At 67.6% G+C, this 22779-nt stretch carries 17 protein-coding genes; 8 read left to right on the forward strand and 9 right to left on the reverse strand.

What is annotated here, in order from left to right; genetic code table 11:
- Positions 1-36: 36 nt before the first annotated feature.
- Positions 37-459, reverse strand: coding sequence for a response regulator (locus R1H25_RS17610; RefSeq protein WP_049447278.1), 423 nt, complete (start codon positions 457-459; stop codon positions 37-39).
- A gap of 92 nt (positions 460-551) precedes the next feature.
- Complete coding sequence (locus R1H25_RS17615) at positions 552-1319, reverse strand: type II CAAX prenyl endopeptidase Rce1 family protein (protein WP_317224206.1); 768 nt, start codon at positions 1317-1319, stop codon at positions 552-554.
- 149 nt (positions 1320-1468) lie between these two features.
- Between R1H25_RS17615 and R1H25_RS17620 the strand changes: the two genes are divergently transcribed.
- On the forward strand, positions 1469-1777 hold the full coding sequence (locus R1H25_RS17620; RefSeq protein WP_049447281.1) for a zf-TFIIB domain-containing protein: 309 nt from the start codon (positions 1469-1471) through the stop codon (positions 1775-1777).
- Positions 1778-1908: 131 nt separating this feature from the next.
- Here R1H25_RS17620 and R1H25_RS17625 read toward each other — a convergent pair whose 3' ends face one another.
- From R1H25_RS17625 to R1H25_RS17650, 6 genes are all read right to left on the reverse strand, one after another.
- A complete protein-coding gene (locus tag R1H25_RS17625) occupies positions 1909-2421 on the reverse strand; it encodes a GNAT family N-acetyltransferase (protein WP_317224207.1) in 513 nt (170 codons plus the stop codon).
- Positions 2422-2502: 81 nt separating this feature from the next.
- Positions 2503-3513, reverse strand: a complete 1011-nt coding sequence (locus R1H25_RS17630) for a copper resistance protein B (RefSeq protein WP_317224208.1) — start codon at positions 3511-3513, stop codon at positions 2503-2505.
- Positions 3510-5321 (reverse strand): copper resistance system multicopper oxidase, encoded by a 1812-nt coding sequence (locus tag R1H25_RS17635; protein ID WP_049447287.1) that lies wholly within the window; start codon positions 5319-5321, stop codon positions 3510-3512. Before R1H25_RS17635 ends, R1H25_RS17630 begins: the two co-directional genes overlap by 4 nt.
- 75 nt (positions 5322-5396) lie before the next feature.
- Positions 5397-5780 (reverse strand): CopL family metal-binding regulatory protein, encoded by a 384-nt coding sequence (locus R1H25_RS17640; RefSeq protein ID WP_317224209.1) that lies wholly within the window; start codon positions 5778-5780, stop codon positions 5397-5399.
- A 135-nt stretch (positions 5781-5915) separates the two neighbouring features.
- Complete coding sequence (gene recQ, locus R1H25_RS17645; protein ID WP_317224210.1) at positions 5916-7721, reverse strand: DNA helicase RecQ; 1806 nt, start codon at positions 7719-7721, stop codon at positions 5916-5918.
- 558 nt (positions 7722-8279) lie between these two features.
- Positions 8280-8828, reverse strand: coding sequence for a Dps family protein (locus tag R1H25_RS17650; RefSeq protein WP_006385608.1), 549 nt, complete (start codon positions 8826-8828; stop codon positions 8280-8282).
- 86 nt (positions 8829-8914) lie between these two features.
- Between R1H25_RS17650 and hrpA the strand changes: the two genes are divergently transcribed.
- Complete coding sequence (gene hrpA / locus R1H25_RS17655) at positions 8915-12997, forward strand: ATP-dependent RNA helicase HrpA (protein WP_317224211.1); 4083 nt, start codon at positions 8915-8917, stop codon at positions 12995-12997.
- A gap of 117 nt (positions 12998-13114) precedes the next feature.
- Here the strand turns inward: hrpA and R1H25_RS17660 are convergent, their stop codons facing one another.
- Positions 13115-13651 (reverse strand): hypothetical protein, encoded by a 537-nt coding sequence (locus tag R1H25_RS17660; RefSeq protein WP_317224212.1) that lies wholly within the window; start codon positions 13649-13651, stop codon positions 13115-13117.
- A gap of 130 nt (positions 13652-13781) precedes the next feature.
- Here R1H25_RS17660 and R1H25_RS17665 point away from each other — a divergent pair, with 130 nt between their 5' ends.
- The 6 genes from R1H25_RS17665 to R1H25_RS17690 all read left to right on the forward strand — a co-directional run bounded on the left by R1H25_RS17665 (position 13782) and on the right by R1H25_RS17690 (position 22684).
- Positions 13782-15938, forward strand: a complete 2157-nt coding sequence (locus R1H25_RS17665; protein WP_317224213.1) for a bifunctional (p)ppGpp synthetase/guanosine-3',5'-bis(diphosphate) 3'-pyrophosphohydrolase — start codon at positions 13782-13784, stop codon at positions 15936-15938.
- A 30-nt stretch (positions 15939-15968) separates the two neighbouring features.
- Positions 15969-17540: a hypothetical protein gene (locus R1H25_RS17670; protein ID WP_317224214.1), complete on the forward strand. Its 1572-nt coding sequence runs from the start codon at positions 15969-15971 to the stop codon at positions 17538-17540.
- A gap of 62 nt (positions 17541-17602) precedes the next feature.
- Positions 17603-18493, forward strand: a complete 891-nt coding sequence (locus R1H25_RS17675) for a hypothetical protein (protein ID WP_317224215.1) — start codon at positions 17603-17605, stop codon at positions 18491-18493.
- A 73-nt stretch (positions 18494-18566) separates the two neighbouring features.
- On the forward strand, positions 18567-19619 hold the full coding sequence (locus R1H25_RS17680; protein WP_317224216.1) for a glycosyltransferase family 2 protein: 1053 nt from the start codon (positions 18567-18569) through the stop codon (positions 19617-19619).
- An 84-nt stretch (positions 19620-19703) separates the two neighbouring features.
- On the forward strand, positions 19704-22142 hold the full coding sequence (gene mrcB, locus R1H25_RS17685) for a penicillin-binding protein 1B (RefSeq protein ID WP_317224217.1): 2439 nt from the start codon (positions 19704-19706) through the stop codon (positions 22140-22142).
- 5 nt (positions 22143-22147) lie between these two features.
- Positions 22148-22684 carry a hypothetical protein gene (locus R1H25_RS17690; protein ID WP_317224218.1) on the forward strand — a complete coding sequence of 179 codons (537 nt, stop codon included), beginning with the start codon at positions 22148-22150 and terminating at the stop codon, positions 22682-22684.
- The last annotated feature ends 95 nt before the right edge of the window (positions 22685-22779 follow it).

Raw genomic sequence — 22779 nt, forward strand, 5'->3', positions numbered from 1 at the left:
GCCTTGTTCAATCCACGCCATGCGTGGATCAATGGCTCACGCCGCCTGTGCATCTGGCCCGACCAACACGCCCACATCCGCGTGCCGGAAGCACAGCCGGATGGCATCGAGCAGTTCGCTCATGTTGTAGGGCTTGGGCAGGAAATGGATGCCGTCGCGCAGTTGCGGCAGCACCTGGTGCTGGTCCATGCCCGAGGTGACCAGGATCGGCAGGTGTGGGTAGAGACTGCGAACCCGGTTGGCGGCTTCAATGCCACTGATCAGGCCCAGATTGACGTCGGTGAACAGCAGATCGAAACGCTCCCCGGCGGCCAGCAGACCCAGTGCCGCTTCGGCGGAGCTCACGCCCACCACGTGGCAGGCCTGGCTTTCCAGCGCCAGCCGGCTCAGTTCGCGGGTTTCCTCCGCGTCCTCGATCAGCAGGACGCGGGGTTCGACGTGGCGCTTGGACAGCAACATGACGCGGCAACTCCGGACAGCAACGGTGAAAAGGCGCGCAAGTATGCGCAAGCCGGTGGTGATCCCGGCGTGCACGGCAAGCTAAGCGGGCGTTACAGGTCTCTCTGGCGCCGGAGCCGAACGTGCCAGGCCAGCACCGCGACCGCGAGCAGGGCGGTGCCGATGCGCAGGCCGGTAGCCTGCCAGCCCAGTGCAACGGCGTCATCAAGGCTGAACGCATTCCAGGCCAGGTTCATCGAAACGTGTAGGACCAGGCCGCACCACAGAGTGTCACCGTCGAGGTGGTCGAGCCAGGCGAAGATGAAGCCGCCCAGAGCGATCACCGCGCCGACGAACAGGGCGGTGCCACCTCCCTCGAAACCGCCGAAGCCCAGCCAGTGGACCATGCCGAACAACAGCGCCTGCGGCAGTGCGAGCCACGGCCAGGGGCCGCGAACGATCTTCACCAGCAAGACGAATCCGAGGCCACGGAACAGCACTTCCTCGGCCACCGGGAACAGCACTGCGAGCATCGTGGCGTCCAATGCGGTCAGTGCCTTGTTTGATGTGCCGAGCAGTGCCAGGCCCAGCCAGCACGGCAGGGTGGCCAGCAGCACCCACATCGGGCCGCCCCAGCCATTCCCGCGCAGCCCGAGGCTGGCCAGCAGGCTTGTTCCACGGGGGCGCAGCAGCGCGGCCAGCAGGAGTGCTACCAGCGCCGCCAGCGCGTTGTCCACCAGGCTGCCGCCATAGGGGATGGGCAGTGCGGGAATCGGTGTGCCGATGGCCGCGGCGATATCGCGCAGGTTCAGGCCGAGGCCAACGCCCAGCAGTACCAGCCCCATGCGCACGGCGTTGGGTAGGCGGGACAACCTGGTCATGTACGCACTCCTTGCGGAACAGGGGCCCAGTGTGTGCGACTGCCGTGGCATGGGCACGCGTCGGAAGTCCCCGTGCCATCGGTCATGGGTTGCCGCACAGTCATCACAGGGCAGGTAGAGTCATTGCCAGACCGACAGGAGCAATGCCGATGCTGTGCCCCGTATGCACGACCCAGACCCTGCAGATGGCCGAACGCCACGGCATCGAGATCGACTATTGCCCGGGCTGCCGTGGTGTCTGGCTTGATCGTGGCGAGCTGGACAAGATCATCGAACGTGCTGGTGCAGGTGCGGCCGTACCGCCGCCAGCGCCCGTGCAGGCTCAGCCGGCGTCCGCGCCGCCACCAGTGATGCACCGTGATACCCGCCACCTCGGCCAGCGCTACGAGGACAACCGTGGCCACGGCTACAAGAAAAAGAAGAAGGAGAGCTTCCTGTCGGAGTTGTTCGATTTCTAGGCGCTTCGCTCCTTGTAGCGTCGGGCCATGCTCGACTGGCTGTTGCCGCCAATAGTCGAGCATGGCTCGACTCTACAAGGGCCGGAAAGGAAAGCAGTCGAGCATGGCTCGACTTTACAGGGCGCGCATGATCACGGCCGCCGAAGGATGAACTCACGGTCGTGGGTGTCGCCCACGATGAAGTCGTACTCGCCAACCTTGCTGCAGCCATAGCGCGCATAGAAGCGCTGAGCACCGAAGTTTTCTTCCCACACGCCCACCCACAGGGTGCGGCGCTGCGGCTGGTTCAGCCAGGTCATGAACGCATCCATCAGGCGCGCGCCGTGGCCGCCGTTCTGGTGTGCAGCCAGGATGTAGAACCGCTTCAGTTCGATGTCGCCCTCGCGTGCATCCGTGTGCGGCAAGGTGTTGGCACCGGCGGCCAGATAGCCGACCACGGCATCACCGTCCATCAGCAGCCAGATCGCGCTGCGTGGGTCGGACAGTTCGATGCGCTGCGGTTCGCTGCTGTAGTGCGCCTGCAGGAAATCGTGCAGCTCCTGCGGCGGATAGGAATCGCCCCAGGTTTCGTTGTAGGTGGCAATTGCGATGGCCGACAGCGCGTCGACATCGGCAAGGGTGGCGCGGCGGATCTGCAACGACATGGCGGTGCCTGCAATGGAGCGTGGCGCAGTGTAGCCGGCCCCGGCGGCTGCCGGGGCTGGCCATTGCTCACGAACCGCGGCTCAGAACCACATGCGCACGCCCGCCACCCAACGCGTGTCGCGCGCGTGGTCACCGGCATAGTCGGCGGTGTCGCCAAATGTACGTTCGTGGCTGATGCCGATGTACGGCGCGAAGCGACGGCTGAACTCATAGCGCAGGCGCAGCCCGGCTTCGACCTTGTTCAGTCCGCGACCAATGCCGTACTCCGGTTCATCCTTGGCCGCAACGGTGGCTTCCAGCAGCGGCTGCAGGATCAGGCGGTTGGTCAGCAGTACGTCGTACTCGACCTCGGCCTTGGCCAGCACCTGGCCGCCGGAGCCCAGGTACAGCGTGGCCGAACTCTCGAACTTGTACGGCGCCAGGCCCTGGATGCCGATGGCCGCCCACGTGCGCGAGTCGGCCGGGCGGAAGTCCTGGCGCACACCGACCAGCACGTCCCACCACGGCGACACGCTGCGGCCATACAGTGCTTCCAGCGATGACGACTCGGTGCGGCCGCGGCTGCGTTCGCCATCGGTGCGCAGCCACAGGCGGTTGATGTTGCCGCCGATCCAGCCCGTGGCCTCCCAGGCCTGGCCGTTGCTGTCCTTGCCGTCCCAGTGTTCGAGGCGGTCGATCAGCAGCAAGCTGTTGATCTCCGGCGCATGCTCCATTGCACCGTGGGCGATGGGCGGGAATGCGGCGGCACGGTCGGCATCGGTGGGGACCGGAATCGGCTCACGCGGTTCGGTGGGTGCGGGCGTGCCGTGACCCATCGCCGCATGGTCCATCTGCGAATGGTCCATCGCCGCTGGCTGCATCGCGCCATGGTCCATCTTCGAGCGGTCCATGGCCGAGTGGTCCATCGCGCCCGAATCCATCTTCGAATGATCCATCTTCGAATGATCGACCTGTTCGACTGGTGCGTTGACGGTCTTTGCGGGCGCGTCCATCGCAGCCATGTCATGGCCGGCGTGTGACTGCGCGAAGACCGGCAATGCGCCGGCCAGACCCAGGGCCAGCAGGCTGGGGGAAAGCAGTGAGCGGCTCATTCTTCGATCCTCACTTCGCGCATCATGCCCGCTTCCATGTGGTACAGCAGATGGCAGTGGTAGGCCCAGCGGCCGAGCGCATCGGCGCGTACGCGGTAGCTGCGGCGCGTGCCGGGTGGCATGTCGATGGTGTGCTTGCGCAGCTGGAACTCGCCCTGGGCGTTTTCCAGATCACTCCACACGCCGTGCAGGTGGATCGGGTGCTGCATCATGGTGTCGTTGACCAGCACGATGCGCATGCGCTCGCCGTAGTTCAGCCGCAGCGGTTCGGCGCTGGCGAACGGGATGCCATCGAACGACCAGGAGAATTTTTCCATGTGGCCGGTCAGGTGCAATTCGATCTCGCGGCTTGGCTCGCGGCCATCGGGATCCTCGAACAGGCTGCGCATCGCGCCGTAGGTCAGCACCTGGCGTCCGTTGTCGCGCAGACCAATGCCGGGGTCGTCCAGCTTCGGTTCGGTGGCCGAGCTCTGCATGTCCACCAGCGGGTTGTTGCGCTCGCTGGCCGGATGCTTCGGTGCCTTGCCGGCAGCATCGCCACCGCCGTGCGCACCGTGGCCCATGCTGGCGCCGCAGCCACCTTCCATGCCCTTCATCGCGGCCATGTCGTGGCCACCATGGCCACCACTGCCCATGTCGTGCCCCATGTCGCTCATCGTCAGCAACGGGCGTGGGTCGCGCGCGGGAATCGGGGCCTGCAGCCCGTGGCGCACCGCCAGCGTGCCGGCGGCGTAGCCGGTGCGGCCCATGTCCTGGCAGAAGATGGTGAAGGCGTCCTGGCCGGTGGGTTCGACCAGCACGTCGTAGGTCTCGGCCGGCGCGATGCGGAATTCGTCGATGCTGACCGGATGGATGTACTGGCCGTCGGCGGCCACCACGGTCATCTTCAGGCCGGGGATGCGCACATCGAAGTAGGTCATCGAGGCGCCGTTGATGAAACGCAGCAGCACCTTCTCGCCGCTGCGGAACAGCCCGGTCCAGTTGCCGGCTGGGGCGGTGCCGTTCATCAGGTAGGTGTAGGTGTGCGCGTTGATGTCGGAGATGTCGGTCGGCGTCATCCGCATCCGCCCCCACATGCCACGGTCGGACAGCGCGGCTGACCAGCCCTCGCGCTTCACGTCACGCAGGAAGTCGGGCAGGGTGCGCTTGTAGTAGTTGTCATGCTCGGCGAGCTTCTTCATGCGGCGGAACAGCGCGCCAGGGTCCATGTCGGTCCAGTCGGACAGCATGATCACGTGCTCGCGATCGTGCCGGTAGGGCGCCGGTTCGGCCGGATCGATGATAAGCGCGCCGTACAGGCCGGCCTGTTCCTGGAACATCGAGTGGCTGTGGTACCAGTAGGTGCCCGACTGCTTCAGTTCGAAGTGGTAGTGGTAGGTCTCGCCGGGGCCGATGCCGTTGAAGCTCAGGCCGGGCACGCCGTCCATGTTGGCCGGCAGCAGGATGCCGTGCCAGTGGATCGAGGTCGGGTGGCGTTCCAGGGTGTTGCGCACGAACAGGTCCACGGTCTGGCCTTCGCGCCAGCGCAGGATCGGTGCCGGCAGCGAGCCGTTGACGGTGATCGCCGGGCGGGTGCGGCCGGTGAAATTGGCCAGCGATTCGCCGATGGCCAGTTCGATACGGGTGTCGCTGAGCACGGCGGGGGCGCCGGCCAGGCGTGGGGCGGCAGTGGCGGCAGCGAGCGCGCGCTGCGGCACGCCGACAGCGGCGATGCCGGCAACCACGCCACCGGCGGCCAGGCCCTGCACGAACAGGCGGCGCGACGGCATGGGCACAGCGCCCGGACCGGGGGGAATGCGGGTATTCATGGTGGTGACTCCAGACACGTAAAGACGCCGGCAGGTGGCCGGCTACGGTGCGCAGGGCGCACGGTGCATGTGGAATCAGCCGATGGGAGGGCGGGAGATCGGCGGCAGCGGCGGCGCCGGACGGCCGTTGGCCGGCATCGGCTGCGGGGCCAGCGAGAGCGCCGGGCCGGCCATGAACGGCAACGGCTGCACGACCAGCAACGGGTGCTGGGCACAGCTGCGCACGCAGTCCTTGATCTGGCAGTGGGCGTCGTGGGCGGGGGCCTTGGCCTGCGGGGCCTCGTCGGCCTGCATGGCGGCGTGGTGGTGGCAGTCGGGGTCACCGCCATCTACGGCGGCCGCGACGGCATGTGCCATCCGCCCCATTTCCTCGTGACCGCTGGCCATGGCCGCGTTCAGCCCGTTGAGCAACAGGCTGAGCATGAGCACGACACGGAGCAGGGTCGAGGCCAGGGACATGGCGCTAATCTAGCTGCAAGTGGGCGCCGATGCACTTCCGGCTGAATGGCCGGTTCAAGGTTGGACCCGCACCAGGGCGCCCGCGCGCCGTTGGGACGATGCCCGGCGGCCGCGCAGCGCCGCAACGCGATACCGTCAGCCCTCTTCGCGCACGATCTCGACCAGGCGTGGGCCGTAGCGGCTCAGCTTGGTACCACCGATGCCGCCGACCCGGGCCAGTTCGTCCAGGCTGGTCGGGCGCTGCTCGGCGATGTTGCGCAGGGTGCTGTCGTGGAAGATCACGAAGGCCGGTACGTTCTGTTCGCGGGCCAGTTCGGCACGCAGGCCGCGCAGCGCATTGAACAGGGCCAGGTCCTGCGGCAGCACCGACAGGCCGGTACGCTGCGCGCTGCGCTCGCGCCCGCTGGTGCTGCTGGCCGGGTCGCGGCGCATGCTGATCTGGCGGCGGCCGGTCAGCACGTCGCGGCTGGCGTCGGTCAGGCGCAGGCCACCGTGGCCCTCGCTGTCCACTTCCAGCAGGCTGGCGGCGACCAGCTGGCGGAACACGCTGCGCCAGGTGCGCGCATCCAGATCGCGGCCGATCGCATAGGTGCTGAGCTTGTCGTGGCCCTGCTGCTTCACCTTCTCGTTCTCGCTGCCACGCAGAACGTCGATCAGATGGCCGACGCCGAAACGCTGGCCGCTGCGGTAGACGCAGCTCAGCGCCTTCTGCGCCGGAATGGTCGCGTCCCACGAGGCGGGTGGCGTCAGGCAGTTGTCGCAATTGCCGCAGGGCTGGGGATAGGTCTCGCCGAAACCGGCCAGCAGCACCTGGCGACGGCACTGCATGGATTCGCAGTAGCCCAGCAGGTGGTCGAGCTTGCCCCGTTCCAGCAGCTTGCGTTCTTCGCCGGCCTCGGACTGCTCGATCATCTGCTTGAGCAGCACCACGTCGCCCAGGCCGTAGCACAGCCAGGCTTCGGCGGCCTCGCCATCACGGCCGGCGCGGCCGGTTTCCTGGTAGTAGCCTTCCATCGACTTGGGCAGGTCGGTATGCGCCACGAAGCGCACGTCCGGCTTGTCGATACCCATGCCGAAGGCAATGGTGGCGCACATCACGATGCCATCCTCGCGCAGGAAGCGGCGCTGGTTGTTGGCACGCACTTCCGGGGGCAGGCCGGCGTGGTAGGGCAGGGCGTTGAAGCCCTGGCCGCAGAGGAATTCAGCGGTCTCCTCAACCTTGCGCCGTGACATGCAGTAGACGATGCCCGCCTCGCCACGGTGGCCGCGCAGGAAATCGGTCAGCTGCTTGCGGGCATTGTCCTTCTGCACCACGGTGTAGCGGATGTTGGGGCGGTCGAAGGAGCTGACGAAATGGCGCGCTTCCTGCAGATCGAGGCGCTCGGCGATCTCGCGCTGGGTTGGCGGATCGGCGGTGGCGGTCAGCGCGATCCGCGGAATCTGCGGCCAGCGCTCGTGCAGCACGGTCAGCTGGCGGTACTCGGGACGGAAGTCATGACCCCACTGCGAGACGCAGTGCGCTTCGTCGATGGCGAACAGGGCGATCCGGCTGCGTGACAGCAACGACAGGAAGCGACCGGTCAGCAGCCGCTCGGGCGCGACATAGAGCATGTCCAGCTCACCGGCGAGCAGTTCGCGCTCGACGCGGCCGGCGGTCTCGGCATCCAGGGTTGAATTCAGGTACTCGGCACGCACGCCGAGCTGGCGGAGGGCTTCGACCTGGTCCTGCATCAGCGCGATCAGCGGCGAGATGACGATGCCACATCCGTCACGCAGCAGGGCCGGGACCTGGTAGCACAGCGACTTGCCGCCGCCGGTGGGCATCAGCACCAGGGCATCGTGACCGGCAGCCACATGCTCCACGATGTCCTGCTGGGGACCACGGAAATCGTCGTAACCAAAGACGCGTTGGAGCAGGTCGTGCGCGGGACGGGAAGCCATCCGGTTAGTTTACCCCGGAGGGAGGGGTAGGGGTTCGGCAGGGCTGCGCCCTGCACCTGCTGCAAGCCAGTGCAACGTCAAAGGCAACAGCCGGCTCTGGGGTGTCTGCTTATTCGGCGGGGCGGTGTGGGCTTGCAGGACACGCCGTAAACCCGTCCATGGGGGCTCGATGGCGCCATCCATGGCGCCAACGGTCCTGCAAGCCCACAGCGCCCCACCTTCGACAGTTTCCCGGTGACGGTTGGGCCATCCACGCCATGCGTGGATCAAAATCCATCGAAATCGAATATTTCGAGATCGAAACGAAAAGAGCCGAGCATGGCTCGGCTCTACAAGGGCAGGCAGATCGCGGAAGCCTGTCAAGGGCGGGGTGGGTCCGGTTGCGGGAGTGTCAGCCGCATGGATGCGGCTGCCAAGCCCCCAGGGACGGGTTTACGGCGTCTCCCGCAACCGGACCCACCCCGCCAACCCACTGGAAACCAGCTCTTGCTCTGGTAGTTGCTGTTGCTTCGGCCTCTGCGGGTGCAGGGCGCAGCCCTGCCGAGACCCCCAGAACCCTTACTGGAGCAGCGAGCGCAGCATCCAGGCGTACTTCTCGTGAGTCTGCAGGCGCTGGGTCATCAGATCCTCGGTCGGGGCATCGTCACCCTTGGCCGCCACCTCCAGCACTTCACGTGCCGTACGGCAGACCGCTTCGTTGGCGACCACCAACTGGCGTACCATTTCACGCCAGTCCGCACTGTCGGTCAGGCCCGGTTCCTCGGCGATCGAGGTCAGCGCAGCGAATTCCCGGTAGGAGCCCGGGGCATTGAAGCCCAGCGCGCGGATGCGCTCGGCCACGTCGTCCAGTGCCGCCCACTGCTCGGTGTACTGCGTCTCGAACATGGTGTGCAGCGAGTTGAACATCGACCCGGTCACGTTCCAGTGGAAGTTGTGTGTCTTCAGGTAGAGCGTGAACGCATCGGCCTGGAAGCGCGACAGACCGTCGGCAATCTTCTTGCGGTCGCCCTGGGTGATCCCGATATCGATGTTCGGCGCCGACGGTGCCGCCGCTGCAAGCTTCTGCTTGCCGGTCTTGGGCTTGGTCGTGCTCTTGGTCTTCGCCATGGGGTTCCTCCTTGTGGAATCGTTGGCCTTCACAATAAACCGGTCGTGATGACTGGTCGCTTTCAAAGTTTTGAACGAACCGATTGATGAACTCTATCGATAAAAATCCATCGCCCCGCCTGCGCCAACAGCGTGCCGCCATCGACGGCGCCATGAGCCGCGACCGGGGCCGTTTGCTGGGGATGCTCTCGCGTTGCCAGGCCAAGCCACAGGATGCGGCACTGGCCGCCACCTTCGAGCAGGCCTTGCAGGCGTCGGTGCAGCGCCGGATGACACGGGCGCAGCAGCAGCCGTCCATTACTCTGGACCCGCAGCTGCCGATTGCGCGTGAAGCCGACGCCATCATCGGGCTGATCCGCGACCATCAGGTCGTGGTGATCGCTGGTGAAACCGGCTCGGGCAAGACCACCCAGCTGCCGAAACTGTGCCTGGCCGCAGGCCGTGGCCAGGCCGGCATGATCGGTTGCACCCAGCCGCGACGGATTGCCGCACGTGCGGTGGCCAGCCGCGTGGCGCAGGAACTGCACAGTGAGCTGGGCCAGCTGGTGGGCTACCAGGTGCGCTTCAATGACAAGGTCAGCGAAGACAGCCGCATCAAGTTCATGACCGATGGCATCCTGTTGGCGGAGATCGCGAGCGACCGCTGGCTGTCGAACTACGACACGATCATCGTTGACGAGGCGCACGAACGCAGCCTCAACATCGACTTCCTGCTGGGCTACCTGAAGCAGCTGCTGCGCAAGCGCCCGGACCTGAAGCTGATCGTCACCTCCGCTACCATCGACACCGAACGCTTCGCCCAGCATTTCGACAATGCGCCGGTGATCAGCGTCGAAGGCCGCACCTACCCGGTGGAAGTGCGCTACCGCGCGCTCGAAGGCGAGGGCGAAGACCAGGGCGAGCGCACGGTCAACGACGCCATCGTGTCGGCCATCGACGAGATCACCCGCCTGGATGCGCGCGGTGACGTGCTGATCTTCCTGCCGGGCGAGCGCGAGATCCGCGATGCGCACCAGTCGCTGGAACGGCGCAAGTACCGCAACACCGAGGTGCTGCCGCTGTACGCGCGCCTGTCGAACCAGGACCAGGACCGGGTGTTCAATCCGGGGCCGAACCGGCGCATCGTGCTGGCCACCAACGTGGCGGAAACCTCGCTGACGGTGCCGCGCATCCGTTACGTGGTCGATCCGGGCTTTGCCCGCGTCAAGCGCTACAGTCCGCGCAACAAGCTGGACCGCCTGCACATCGAGCCGATCTCGCAGGCCAGTGCCAACCAGCGCAAGGGCCGCTGCGGCCGTATCGCCGAGGGCATCTGCTACCGCCTGTACGCCGAGGCCGATTTCCAGGCGCGGCCGGAGTTCACCGATCCAGAGATCCGCCGCTCCAGCTTGGCAGGGGTGATCCTGCGCATGCTGCAGCTGGGCCTGGGCCGCATCGAGGACTTCCCGTTCCTGGAAGCGCCGGACGAGCGCGCGGTAGCCGATGGCTGGCAGCAGCTGACCGAACTGGGCGCGATCGACGCCGAGCGGCGCATGACCACCATCGGCAAGCAGATGGCGCGCCTGCCGGTGGACGTGAAGCTGGCGCGCATGCTGGTCGCCGCGCAGGCCGCCGGCTGCCTGCGGCCGATGCTGGTGATCGCCTCGTTCCTGGGCATCCAAGATCCGCGCGAACGTCCGCCCGAAGCACGCGGTGCAGCCGACAGCGCGCATGCGCAGTTCGCCGATGGTCGTTCCGAGTTCGTTGGCGTGCTGCGCCTGTGGGATGCCTATCGGCAGGCCCATGAAGATCTGACCCAGTCCAAGCTGCGCGACTGGTGCGGCCGTCATTTCCTCGGCTTCCTGCGCATGCGCGAGTGGCGCGAGCTGCATCGCCAGCTGCGCCTGCTGTGCGAAGAACTGGGCTGGAAGGAAGAGGCCAGCGAGGCCTCGATGGCACCGTTGCTGGCCGGCAGCAGTGCGCCGGCGCCAGCGCGTGATGATGCTGCCGCAGTGAAAGCCACCCGCGGCCAGCTGCACCGCGCCGCGCGCCTGGCCCGCGAAGGCAAGGCCGAGGCCGCACCGGCCCCGGTGGCCGTGCGTGCGCAGAAGGACCAGGCACCGGCGGGTGGGGGTTTCAGCGAACGCGTGCGTGCCGCTGCCTACCAGACCCTGCACCGGGCGCTGGTGGCGGGCCTGCCAACGCAGATCGGTCACCGCACCGAGAAGGGCGATTTCCAGGCACCGCGCCAGCGCCGGTTCCTGCCGTTCCCGGGTTCGACGCTGTCCAAGCGGCCGCCGCCGTGGCTGCTGGTGGCCAACCTGCTGGATACGCAGAAAGTGTGGGGCATGACCCTGGCCGCGATCGAGCCGGACTGGGTGATCGCCGAGCTGCCGCATCTGCTGCTGCGCAAACATTTCGATCCGCACTGGTCGCGCGCGCAGGGCCAGGTGCTGGCGTCCGAGCAGATCAGCCTGTTCGGCCTGGTGCTGGCGCCGAAGAGGCCGGTGCATTACGGCCGCATTGAACCGGGCGAGGCACATGACATCTTCGTGCGCCAGGCATTGGTGACCGGCGAGATCAACACCCGCGCCAGTTTCGTGGCCGACAACCAGAAAGTGCTGGAGGTCGCTCGCGAGGAAGAAGCGAAGCTGCGCCGCGCCGGCATCGTTGCCGACGAGGACTGGCAGGCCCGCTGGTACCTGGACCGGGTGCCGCCGCAGATCCACTCGGCGGCGGGCCTGGATACCTGGTGGAAGGGACTGGCGCCGGAACAGCGCAAGACCCTGCACTGGTCGCTGGTCGATCTGTTGCCGGGCGAGGGCAGCGAGCAGGAGCGCTATCCGAAGTACCTGACGCTGGGTCAGGCGCGGCTGCCGTTGCATTATCGCTTCGAGCCGGGTGCCGACGATGATGGCGTGACCCTGGACGTACCGCTGCACCTGCTCAACGCGCTGGACCCGGTGCAGCTGGGCTGGTTGGCGCCGGGCTTCGTCGCCGACAAGGCCTCGGCACTGATCCGCAGCCTGCCCAAGGCGATGCGCCGCAACTACGTGCCGGCACCAGACTTCGGTCGCGCGTTCTACGAAGCGTTCCCGCAGCCCAGTGCCGATGCCATCACCGGCGAACTGGCGCGCTTCCTGTCACGCGCAACCGGCGCCACGGTGACTGCGCTGGATTTCGAGCCCGGTTCGATCAAACCGCACCTGCACATGAACCTGCGGCTGCGCGACGAGCAGGGCAAGGTACTGGCGACCTCGCGCGATCTGGACGCGCTGCGTGCGAAATTCGGCGGCCGTGCCGGCGATGCGTTCGCTGCACGTGCTGGCCGCGAGATGGCAGCCGATGGCCTGCGCACGTTCCCGGCCACGCCGATTCCGCTGCAGGTGCCCGGTGAAGCAGGCGTGCCGGCCTATCCGGCGTTGCTGGACGAGGGCGACAGCGTGGCGCTGCGCATCTTCGCCGACCGGCAGCAGGCACAGGAGGCCCACCCGCTGGGCGTGCGCCGGCTGCTGGAAATCGCCTTGGCCGAGAAGGTGAAGCAGGCGCGCAAGCAGCTGCCGGTCGGTGCCAAGACCGGCCTGCTGTATGCCGCGATCGAGTCGCAGGAGCGCCTGCGCGGCGACCTGGTCGATGCAGCGATGAACGCGGTGCTGGCCGAGGGCCTGGAAGACATCCGCGATGCGGCGGCCTTCGAGCAGCGCCGTGAGCATGCGGCCAAGGCACTGTTTGGTGAGGCCATGTCGCGGCTGAAACTGGCCGAAACCATCCTGGCCCTGGTGGCGGAACTGAAGCCGATGCTGGAGGCGCCGTTGATGGGTTGGGCGCGCGGCAATCTGGACGACATGGAAGCGCAGCTGGCCGGCCTGATCCATCCCGGCTTTCTGCGTGATACGCCGGCCGACGCGCTGGCGCAGTACCCGCGCTATCTGAAGGCGATGATCCTGCGTACCGAGCGTGCCAAGCGTGATCCGCCGCGTGACCAGGCGCGCATGCTGGAGCTGCATCCGTTCCTGGAGGCGCTGGAGGTGGGCGAACAGCAGGGCCTGCGTGAGCGCCCGCAGTGGCAGGCGCTGCGCTGGGATCTGGAGGAACTGCGGGTGTCACTGTTCGCGCAGGAGCTGGGTGCACGCACCGGCATCTCGGCGAAGAAGCTGGCGCAGCGGGTGACCGCACTGCGCCAGGCGTGACTCCGATGATGTGATGACGTAGAGCCGAGCCCATGCTCGGCTGCTTTTTTGATGCCTCATCATCTTCCCGTGCAGATCGCAGCCGAGCGTGGGCTCGGCTCTACACGATGGGCGGCGTTACTTGGTGCGGCGTACCTTCGGCTGGGTGTTCACGCCGTCGACCTTCAGGTACCAGACGCCCATCACGCCGGGCTTGATGCTGACGGTGGGGGACTGCTTGCGCACACCGGCCAGGGTGCTTGCATCGGTCTGCTCCCATTCCTGGCCGTTGTCCAGTACGTAGACGCGGCCTTTGCCGAAGCCGCGGAATTCGCCCTGCAGCACGCCGGTGATCGGCTCGTTGCTGCCGAAATCGAAGAAGCCGCGATTCTTCACGATCACTTCCTGGCGGCCTTCCTCCCGCGCCGATTCCCGTACCGCAGCAACCGCCTGGGTTGTGGCCGCTTCGACCTTGCCCTGCAGCCAGCGGTTCAGCGTGGCCAGTTCCTGCGCGCTGAGCTTGTCCAGGCCGGCCGCCTTGAACTCGGCGGGCGACATCTGCTGCTGCAGGTCACCCTCCACCACGCGCTGGGCCAGCGCAGGCGCCGACAGGGACAGCAGGAGCGCGGCGCAGGCCAGCAGCCGTGGGCGGAAACGCGGGACGATCGAGGGCATGGCGGGACTCTCCTGGGTTTGCCCACGAGTGTAGCGGCATGTCTTCATGCCGGGTGATGGTGGCCGTGGTGATTGTCCCTGAACGGCGCCGGCGCTAGTGTAGAGGCCTCTGTCTTGCCTGCTCGATGCTGTGAACCGCGCTTCCGTCCCCGGCCTGGATGGCCTGTTGAACCGTCCCTCGGCAGCGGTGCTGCCTGCTCCGCTGCGCCAGGCCCTGCGCGAGCACTGGGAAGCGCCGGAGTGCGACCACCAGATGCGCGCCAGCTGGTCGGGTCTGGGCGATACCCTTGACGCACTGGCGATGCTCTCGGCCGATGAGGGCGCGGTGGTCGCGGCGCTGCTGTTCGACCTGCCGGGCCTGCGTGCCAGTCTGGAGCAACTGCCTCTGGGTAACCACAAGGCGGCGGTGATCGGCCTGCTCGACGGTCAGGATGCAGCCGATCCGGTGTGGGCGCTGCATGCCGGCCGCGAGGCGGGGCGCAACAGTGAAGGCCTGCGCCGCCTGCTGCTGGCGATCATCCGAGACCTGCGCGTGGTGCCGATCCTGCTGGCACGGCAGCTGGCGCGGATGCGCGCGGCCGACAAGCTCGACGACGCGCAACGCCGCGCGCTGGCCCAGCTGACCCGCGACATCCACGCACCGCTGGCCAACCGGTTGGGCATCTGGCAGCTGAAGTGGGAGCTGGAGGACCTGGCGTTCCGCCATCTGGAACCGGAGACCTACCGGCGTATCGCCCGCGAGGTGGACGAGACCCGCATCGCGCGCGAGCGCTATGTCGAGAACGTCAAGAAGGTGCTGTCGCGCGAGCTGGTCGCGCAGGGTATCAAGGCCGAAGTCAGCGGCCGCCCGAAGCACATCTACAGCATCTGGCGGAAGATGCAGAAGAAGCGGCTGGCGTTCGACCAGCTGTACGACATCCGCGCAGTGCGGGTGATGGTCGACGACGTGGCCGCCTGCTACGCCGCGCTGGGCGTGGTGCATGCACTGTGGGCGCCGGTGCCCAGCGAGTTCGACGATTACATCGCCCGGCCCAAGGCCAACGACTATCGCTCGCTGCATACCGCCGTGGTTGGCCCGGAAGGGCGCACCATCGAAGTGCAGATCCGTACCCATGAGATGCACTCGCAGGCCGAGCTGGGCGTGGCCGCGCACTGGAAATACAAGGAAGGCGGCAAGGGCGCGGAAAAGTCCTTCGACCGCAAGATCACCTGGATGCGCCAACTGCTGGAGCAGGCGCAGGACGGGCAGAGCAATGAGCTGGCCGGGGCGCTCGACGCCGAGCTGACCGAGGACCGGGTCTATGCATTGAGCCCGAAGGACGAGGTGCTGGACCTGCCGCAGGGTGCCACGCCGCTGGATTTCGCCTACCAGGTGCACACCATGGTCGGCCACCGCTGCCGCGGCGCCAAGGTCAATGGCCGTATCGTGCCGCTGACATATCGCCTGCGCAGCGGCGACCGCGTCGAGATCCTGACCGGCAAGGAGGCCGACCCGCGGCGCGACTGGCTGATGCCGGCCAACGGCTTCCTGGCCAGCAACCGCTCGCGCGAGAAGGTGCGCAGCTGGTTCCACAAGCTGGACCGTGCGCGCAACGTGCAGGCCGGTCGCGAGCTGCTCGAGCGTGAGCTGAAGCGGCTGGGCCTGCAGCACTCGGACCTGACGGTGGCGGCGAAGAAGTTCCATGCCGACAGCGTTGACGACCTCTACATCCAGGTGGCGCTGGGCGATACCGGCCCGAACCAGGTCAGCCGTACCCTGCTGGAAGCCGAACGTGCAGCGAGCCAGCCGGCGCCCACGCCAACCCTGCCGCGGCCGACTGCCCGCCGCGAGAACCTGGGCAAGTCGAAATTCACGGTGCAGGGCGTGGGCAATCTGCTGGTGCAGCTGGCGCGCTGCTGCCAGCCGGTGGCCGGCGAGCCGATCGTCGGCTACCTGACCCGTAGCCGGGGTGTCACCGTGCATCGTGCAGACTGTGCCGCGCTGGCCCGGCTGGCAGCCACCAGCCCACAGCGCATCCTGCCGGTAGAGTGGGGCCAGGCCGGTGGTGGCTACGAAGTGGACGTGGTGGTCACTGCAGTCGACCGCCGCTGGCTGCTGAAGGACATCACCAACCTGATCGCCCAGGAAGACGCCTACGTGCTCGACATCCACAGTGACAACGTGCGCAACAGTGGCCGTGCCCACCTGCGCCTGCGTCTGAAGGTGAGCGACTACGGCCAGCTGTCGACCCTGCTGGGCAAGCTGGATGCGCTGCCCGGCGTGAGCGAGGCGCGTCGCCTCGGCTGAGCTTCACGCTGCCCCGGCTACCCTGCACGCATGGAACGCGAGCCCCCGCATCGCCCGCATGGCGCTGAACATCCTGCGCTGGACCGCGTCCGCCGCGAAGGCCGTTGGTGGTGGCTGCAGGCACGCCACGCGCGCCGGGTGTGGCGCTGGGCGCTGGTCGCGGCGCTGGCGGTGTTCGTGCTGCTGGTGCTGCTGCGCAAGCCATTGGCCGACTGGTTCTGGGGTGAGCCGCAGATCGAACAGCTGCTGGCCGAAGGTGACCGCGCGCTTGCCACTGGCCGGCTGAGCGCGGCCGACGGCAGTGGTGCGCGCGAGCGCTACCAGGCCGTGCTGGCGCTGGATGGTGATCGCCCACAGGCCCGCGAGGGCCTGGCACGAACCGCTGCGGCCGCATTGCAGCAGGCCCGCGACAAACTGCAGAACGACGACCTCGACGGCAGTGCACAGGCACTGTCGCTGGCTCGCGAGCTGCAGGTGCCGCAGGTCGATGCAGATGCCGTCGACCGCCAGCTGCAGGCACGGCGCAGTGCGGGCGCCGGCATCGGGGCGCTGCTGGCCCAGGCCCGCAATGCCTTCGCTGCCGGGCGGCTGGACGATGGCGACAGCAGCGCGCTGCCGCTGTTCCAGCGCATCCTGGCGCTGCAGCCTGACAACCTGCCGGCACTGGAAGGGCGCGAGGATGCGCTGAGCGATCTGCTGCAGCACGCGCGTACATTGGGCGCGCGCGGGGAACTGGCCGAAGCCGCCGCGATCGTGCAGCGCGCGCGTCAGTTCGATGCGGGCCATGCCGATCTGCCGGCCAGCCAGGAAGCACTGGCGCGGGCGGTGGACGAACGCTTGCGGCAGGCGCAGCGCGCGCTGCAGCGGCAGCAGCTGGAAAAGGCAGCGAAAGGATTCCTGGCCGTGCTGGCGGTGGCACCGGAGGATCCTGCGGCCCAGCGTGGGCGGGAGCAGGCGCTGCAGGCGGTGCTTGCGCGCAGCCAGAGCCAGGCCGATGATTTCCAGTTCGAGGCTGCGCAGCGCGATGCGGCGCTGGCGGAAGAGCTGGGTGCGTCGGCAGCAGCACGTCAGCAGTTGGCGCAGCGCCTGCAACGCGCGCAGCAGGCGCAGCAGTCCCTGAAACAACCGGCCGTCAGTACGGCGCAACGTGAACGACAGCTGCGCGATCACCTGCGCAGGATGGAGCGTGCCGAGCGCGCCGGGCAGTGGATCAGCCCGCCCGGCCATAGTGCGTTTGATGCGCTGCGTGAAGCGCAGTCACTGGCGCCACGCGATGCACGGGTGAAAGCTGCAGCCGCCCGCCTGCTGCCCGCCAGCCGCAGTTGCTTCGATGACAACCTGCGGCAGAACCGGGTGCAGGCGGCAGGGGCCTGCCTGCAGGCCTGGCAGACCCTGTCACCCACTGCGAATGGCCTGGCTGCTGCCCGCCAGCGCCTGGCACAGCGATGGCTGGCAATTGGCAGCGAGCGTCTGGGCAATGGCGATGTGGCCTTTGCCGAGCGCGCCCTGCAGCAGGCCGGCGAGCTCGGGGTTGGTGCTTCCAGCAGCGAGTACCAGCAGCTGCGGCAGCGCCTGCGCGACATCGGGGTGTCCTCCCCCTGAGCCTCGTCGTTGCCGGAGGGCTCGCTATAGTAGCCAGCCCCGCAACACCCCACGGAGTGCCGATGACCGTCCTTGTTTCCGGAGCCACCAGCCAGATCGGCCGGTTCCTGCTGCCGCGCCTGGTGCAGGTGCATGAGCGGGTGCAGGCGGTGAGCCGGCGGCCACAACCGGCACAGGACGGTGTGCAGTGGCTGTGCGGGGATCTCGCAAGCGCACTGGACAGCGTGCCGTCCCCTGCCTGGAAGGTGATCGCCAGCTTCGGACCGCTGGAAGGCCTGGCGCAGTGGTTGTCACAGCAGAGCGTGGCTCCGGCCGGGCAGGTCATCGCCACCAGTTCGATGAGCGTGCTGAGCAAGCAGGATTCCGAGCAGGCCGACGAACAGGACGTGGTAGCGATGCTGCAGCGGGGCGAAGCAGGCTTGATCGAACAGGCCGAACGTCTCGGCATGGCGTGGACGATCCTGCGGCCAACGCTGATCTACGGCGCCGGCATCGACCGCAGCATCACCCCGATCGTGCAGCGCGCACTGCGTCTGCGCCTTTTCCCGATCCCGCTGGCCGATGGCCTGCGCCAGCCGGTGCATGCCGATGACATCGCCCGTGCCGTGGTGGCCTGCATCAGCAGCGGCGCGGGGTCCTCGAGGGTGCTGGAAATCGGTGGCGGCGAACGGTTGCCCTATCACGCGATGTTCCGACGCGTGCATGCGAGCCTGGCGCAGCCGACCCTCGCGCTGCCGTTGCCGGGCAGTGCCCTGCGTGGCCTGGCCGCACTGGTTCCGCGCGCCCGCGGCCCGGTGTCACGCCTGCAGCAGGACCTGGTTGCAGACAACGGCCCGCTGCAGGCGTTGTTGGGCATCTCGCCGCGACCGTTCCAGCCAGAGGCGGGCATGTGGCAGCCGATGAGCGCTGCGCAGGCCCTGCAGCGTATCGCTGCCCATCCCGGCAACGGATAGTCAGCGCCGGTTTCCGTGCGCTGGCGGGGGCTCTGCTACCATCCCCCAGCCTTGTTTTCCGCGAGTACGTTCGATGCCTGACACGCCATCCCGATCGGCCGCTGCCGAACGCATTGGCGTCGCGCTGTGCACCTACAATGGTGCGCGCTACCTGCAGGCACAGCTGGACAGCATCCTCGAGCAGGATCTGCCGGTGAACGAAGTCGTGATCGGCGATGACGGCTCCAGCGATCAGACGCTGCAACTGCTGCAGGCGTTCGTGCCGCGCGCGCAGGCGCTGGGCGTACGTGTCGAGATCGTCCAGCACGCACAGAATCTTGGCTATGTGCGCAATTTCGCCGACGCGCTGCTGCGTTGCCAGGCCGATATCCTGTTCCTGTGTGATCAGGATGATGTCTGGCATCCGGGGCGGGTCCGCAGCTACGTGCAGCGCTTCCAGGCAGACCCGGCCCTGTTGCTGCTGCACAGCGACGCGCGGTTGGTGGACGCGCAGGGCGCGCCGCTGGGCCAGCGCTTGCTGGAGGTGCTGAAAGTGCACTTGGCCGAAGTGGAGCTGGAACGCGCCGGGTTGGCTGCTGACGTAATCCTGCAACGCAATTTTGTCACCGGCGCAACCTGTGCGCTGCGTCGCCAGCTTGTGGTCGGATCACTGCCCGTGCCTGCGGGCTGGAGCCACGACGAATGGCTCGCGGTCAACGCATCACTGCGGGGAGGGCTGGACATGCTGGCCGAACCGACCATCGACTATCGGCAGCATGGCAACAACCAGATCGGAGCCAGTCGGCGCGGCTTTCTGCAGCGCCTGCGCCATCTCGACCTGTTCGATGCGCAGGCGCGCCAGCGCACGGCGGGGCGCCTGCTGGCCCTGGATGCTCTGCTGCGACAGCGTGGCGTAGTCGTGGCGCCGGAGCGCTTCCAGGGGCTTCACGCGCTGGCCTGGCGCATGGCGTGGTCGCGGCTGCAGCTGTATCGCCGCGCGGATGTTCAGCGGCGCTGGATCGCCCATGACGTGCCGCGCTTGATCGCTCGGTTGGCCAATGTCTGCCTGGCCGGAGCCGGCTGGAAGGGCCTCCGGGCGGCACTGGCAGGGGCCGCGGCAGGCCAGCGGACGTCGCGCCCAGCTTGAACTGCAGTGAAACCGCAGCCCATCGCCTGCCAGCCGCCACGGCGGCTGCGTTAGACTCGCCAGACCCTACCTGCCCGCATCCCCGTGCCCCGACGCTACGATTCCGACGACATCGACGATTACGACGACGACCAGCAGGACAACGGCCCGCTGTGGCGGCGCCGCCTGATCACCTGGAGCATGGCCGCGGTCGCGTTGGGATTGGGCTTCCTGATCCCCTATACGCTGTACCTGAACCAACAGGTGACCCAGCGGTTCGGTGAACTGCGCTGGCAGATTCCGACCCGTGTGTACGCGCGTCCGCTGGTGCTTACGCCGGGCAAGGCGTTGGACGCGGCAACCCTGAAGACCGAGCTCGCCGCGTCCGCCTACCGCGATGACGGGCAGGGCAAGGAGCCGGCCACCTATGCGGTGAACGGTGGGCGCTTCGTTATTTCCAGCCGCGGCTACAACGATGTCGATGGCCGCGTTGCTCCGCGCCGGCTGGAGCTGTCGTTGTCCGACGGTGCGGTCGCTTCGCTGCGCGACGCCGACAGCCGCAAGGCCCTGAAGGCCGCACGGTTGGACCCGGCCCGCATCGCCACGCTGTACGGCCAGAAGCAGGAAGAGCGCCGCCTGATCCGCATGGATGAGGCGCCGGATCTGCTGGTGACCGGCCTGCAGGCGGTGGAGGACAAGGACTTCAACCGTCATCACGGCATCGACCTTTCCGGCATTGCCCGCGCGGTGTGGGTGACCATCCGCTCCGGTGGCCAGAGCCGCCAGGGCGCTTCGACGCTGACCCAGCAGCTGGCCCGCAGCGGCCTGCTCGGCATCGGCAAGGAACAGACGGTCACCCGCAAGTTCAACGAAGTGCTGTACGCGCTGATCATGGAAGCGCGCTACGACAAGCGCACCATCTTCGAGGCCTATCTCAACCAGGTGTACCTGGGCCAGCGTGGCAGCCAGGCGATCCACGGCATGTCTTCCGGCGCCGAATTCTGGTTCGGCCGTGACCTGTCGTCGCTGGAAACCGAGCAGATCGCCTTGCTGATCGGCCTGGTCAAGGGGCCGTCCTTCTACGACCCGCGTCGCAACCCGGAGCGGGCGCTGGATCGCCGCAACTTCGTGCTGGGCAAGCTGCACGAAGCCACGCTGATCGACGATGCCGAATACCAGCGTGCGCTGAAGGCACCGCTGGGCGTGCCCAAGACGCCGGGCCTGGTCGCGGCCAACCGCTTCCCGGCTTACGTCGACCTGGTTCGTCGCCAGCTTGGCCATGACTATCCGGAATCGGCGCTGCAGGGCGCAGGCCTGAGCGTGATGACCGGTATGTCGCCGTCCGCGCAGGCCTATGCCGAAGGCGCGGTGACCCGCACCATCAAGTCGCTGGAAAGCAAGCGTCGCCCCGAACTGCAGGCCGGCATGGTGCTGACCGACGTGCACAACGGTGACGTGCTGGCGGTGATCGGCAGCCGTGAGGTGTCCGAGGTCGGCTTCAACCGCGCGATCGAAGCACAGCGCCCGGTCGGCTCGCTGCTCAAGCCGTTCGTGTACCTGTTGGCGCTGGCTCAGCCGGACCGTTACTCGCTGGCCACCTGGGTCGACGATTCACCGGTGACCGTCCAGCTCGGTCGTGGCCGCAACTGGAGCCCCGGCAATGCCGACAACCGCAGCCATGGCACCGTTCGCCTGATCGACGCGCTGGCGCATTCCTACAACCAGGCCACCGTGCGCGTGGGCATGCAGGTCGGCCCCGAGCGGGTGACCCAGCTGATCCACGTGCTGGCGGGTATCAAGGCCGAAGCGAATCCGGCGGTGATCCTCGGCTCTACCGACCAGAGTCCCTACGCGATGGCGCAGCTGTACCAGTTCCTCGCGTCCGGCGGCGAGATCCAGCCGCTGCACGCGGTGCGTGGCGTGCTCGACCCGCAGGGCAAACTGCTCAAGCGGTATGACAAGACCCCGGCGCCGGCCCAGGAAGGCGACTCGATCGCCGCCAACCTGATCAGTGTCGGCCTGCAGCAGGTGGTCGCCAGCGGTACCGCGCAACGCCTCAACGCCGACGGTCTGGGCCGGCTGCAGCCGGCCGGCAAGACCGGTACCACCAATGACGGCCGTGACAGCTGGTATGCCGGTTACACCGGCGATCATCTGGCGGTGATCTGGATCGGCAACGACCAGAACGAGCAGGCCGGTCTGTACGGCGCCACCGGCGCGATGCGGGTGTGGTCGGGCATCTTCCAGCGCCTGCCGAGCGCACCGCTGCGTGTCAGCAACAAGGGTCTGGACTGGCAGTCGGTGGCGCCCACCGGTCTCAACACGACCGATGAAGGCTGCCCAGGTGCACGCCGCTTCCCGTTCGTGGTCGGCTATGCACCGGCGTATGCGCCGTGCGCGCCGGCGGTGTCGCCGGACGGGCAGGGCGGTGCAGAAAGCGAAGGCGGTGGCTGGCGCAGCTGGTTCGGCCTGGACCGCAAGCCGGAAGCGCCCGCCGAACCTGCCGCAGCACCTGCCGCTGCCACTCCTCCTCCGAGCCGATGAAGCCGATGAAGCCGATGAACATGCGATCCCTGCTGCAGCCCCTGGCCTTGACCGGCCTCAGCCTGGCTCTGGCCGCCTGCGTGAGCAGTGCACCGCCGGTGGTCAAGCCGGTCGACACCACCACGCCGGCGCAGCGCCTGGCAGCTGTGAATGCCGCAGCGGGTCCGGACGACAAGGAGTTGTCGGTGCAGCCGCTGCGTGATTCGCAGGTGGAAGATCTGCGGGTGACCGCGCAGGCGCAGCGCCAGGCCAACGATCTGGCCGGTGCCGCCAGCAGCCTGGACCATGCGCTGGAAATCGTCGCCGGCGACCCGGCGGTGCTGCAGGAACGTGCCGAACTGGCGCTGCTGCAGGGGCAATGGGCGCAGGCGGAGGCGTTCGCGCGCAAAGCGGTGGATCTGGGTTCGAAGACGGGGCCGCTGTGCCGCCGGCACTGGGCGACGATCGAGCAGTCGCGCCTGGCGCGGGGCGAGAAGGAAAATGCGGTGTCGGCGCATGCGCAGATTGAAGGCTGCACGGTGCCGGGGATCAAGCGGTACTGAGTTTCCAGCCAACGGCGCAGCCCCTCGTGGCTGGCTGCTTGGCCGCGTAAAGCAAAAGCCGCGCTTGGCCGGGCGGGGTGGGTTCGCGGGGGACG

The sequence above is a fragment of the Stenotrophomonas veracruzanensis genome, from assembly GCF_032911525.1.
Classification (GTDB): Bacteria; Pseudomonadota; Gammaproteobacteria; order Xanthomonadales; family Xanthomonadaceae; genus Stenotrophomonas; species Stenotrophomonas africana.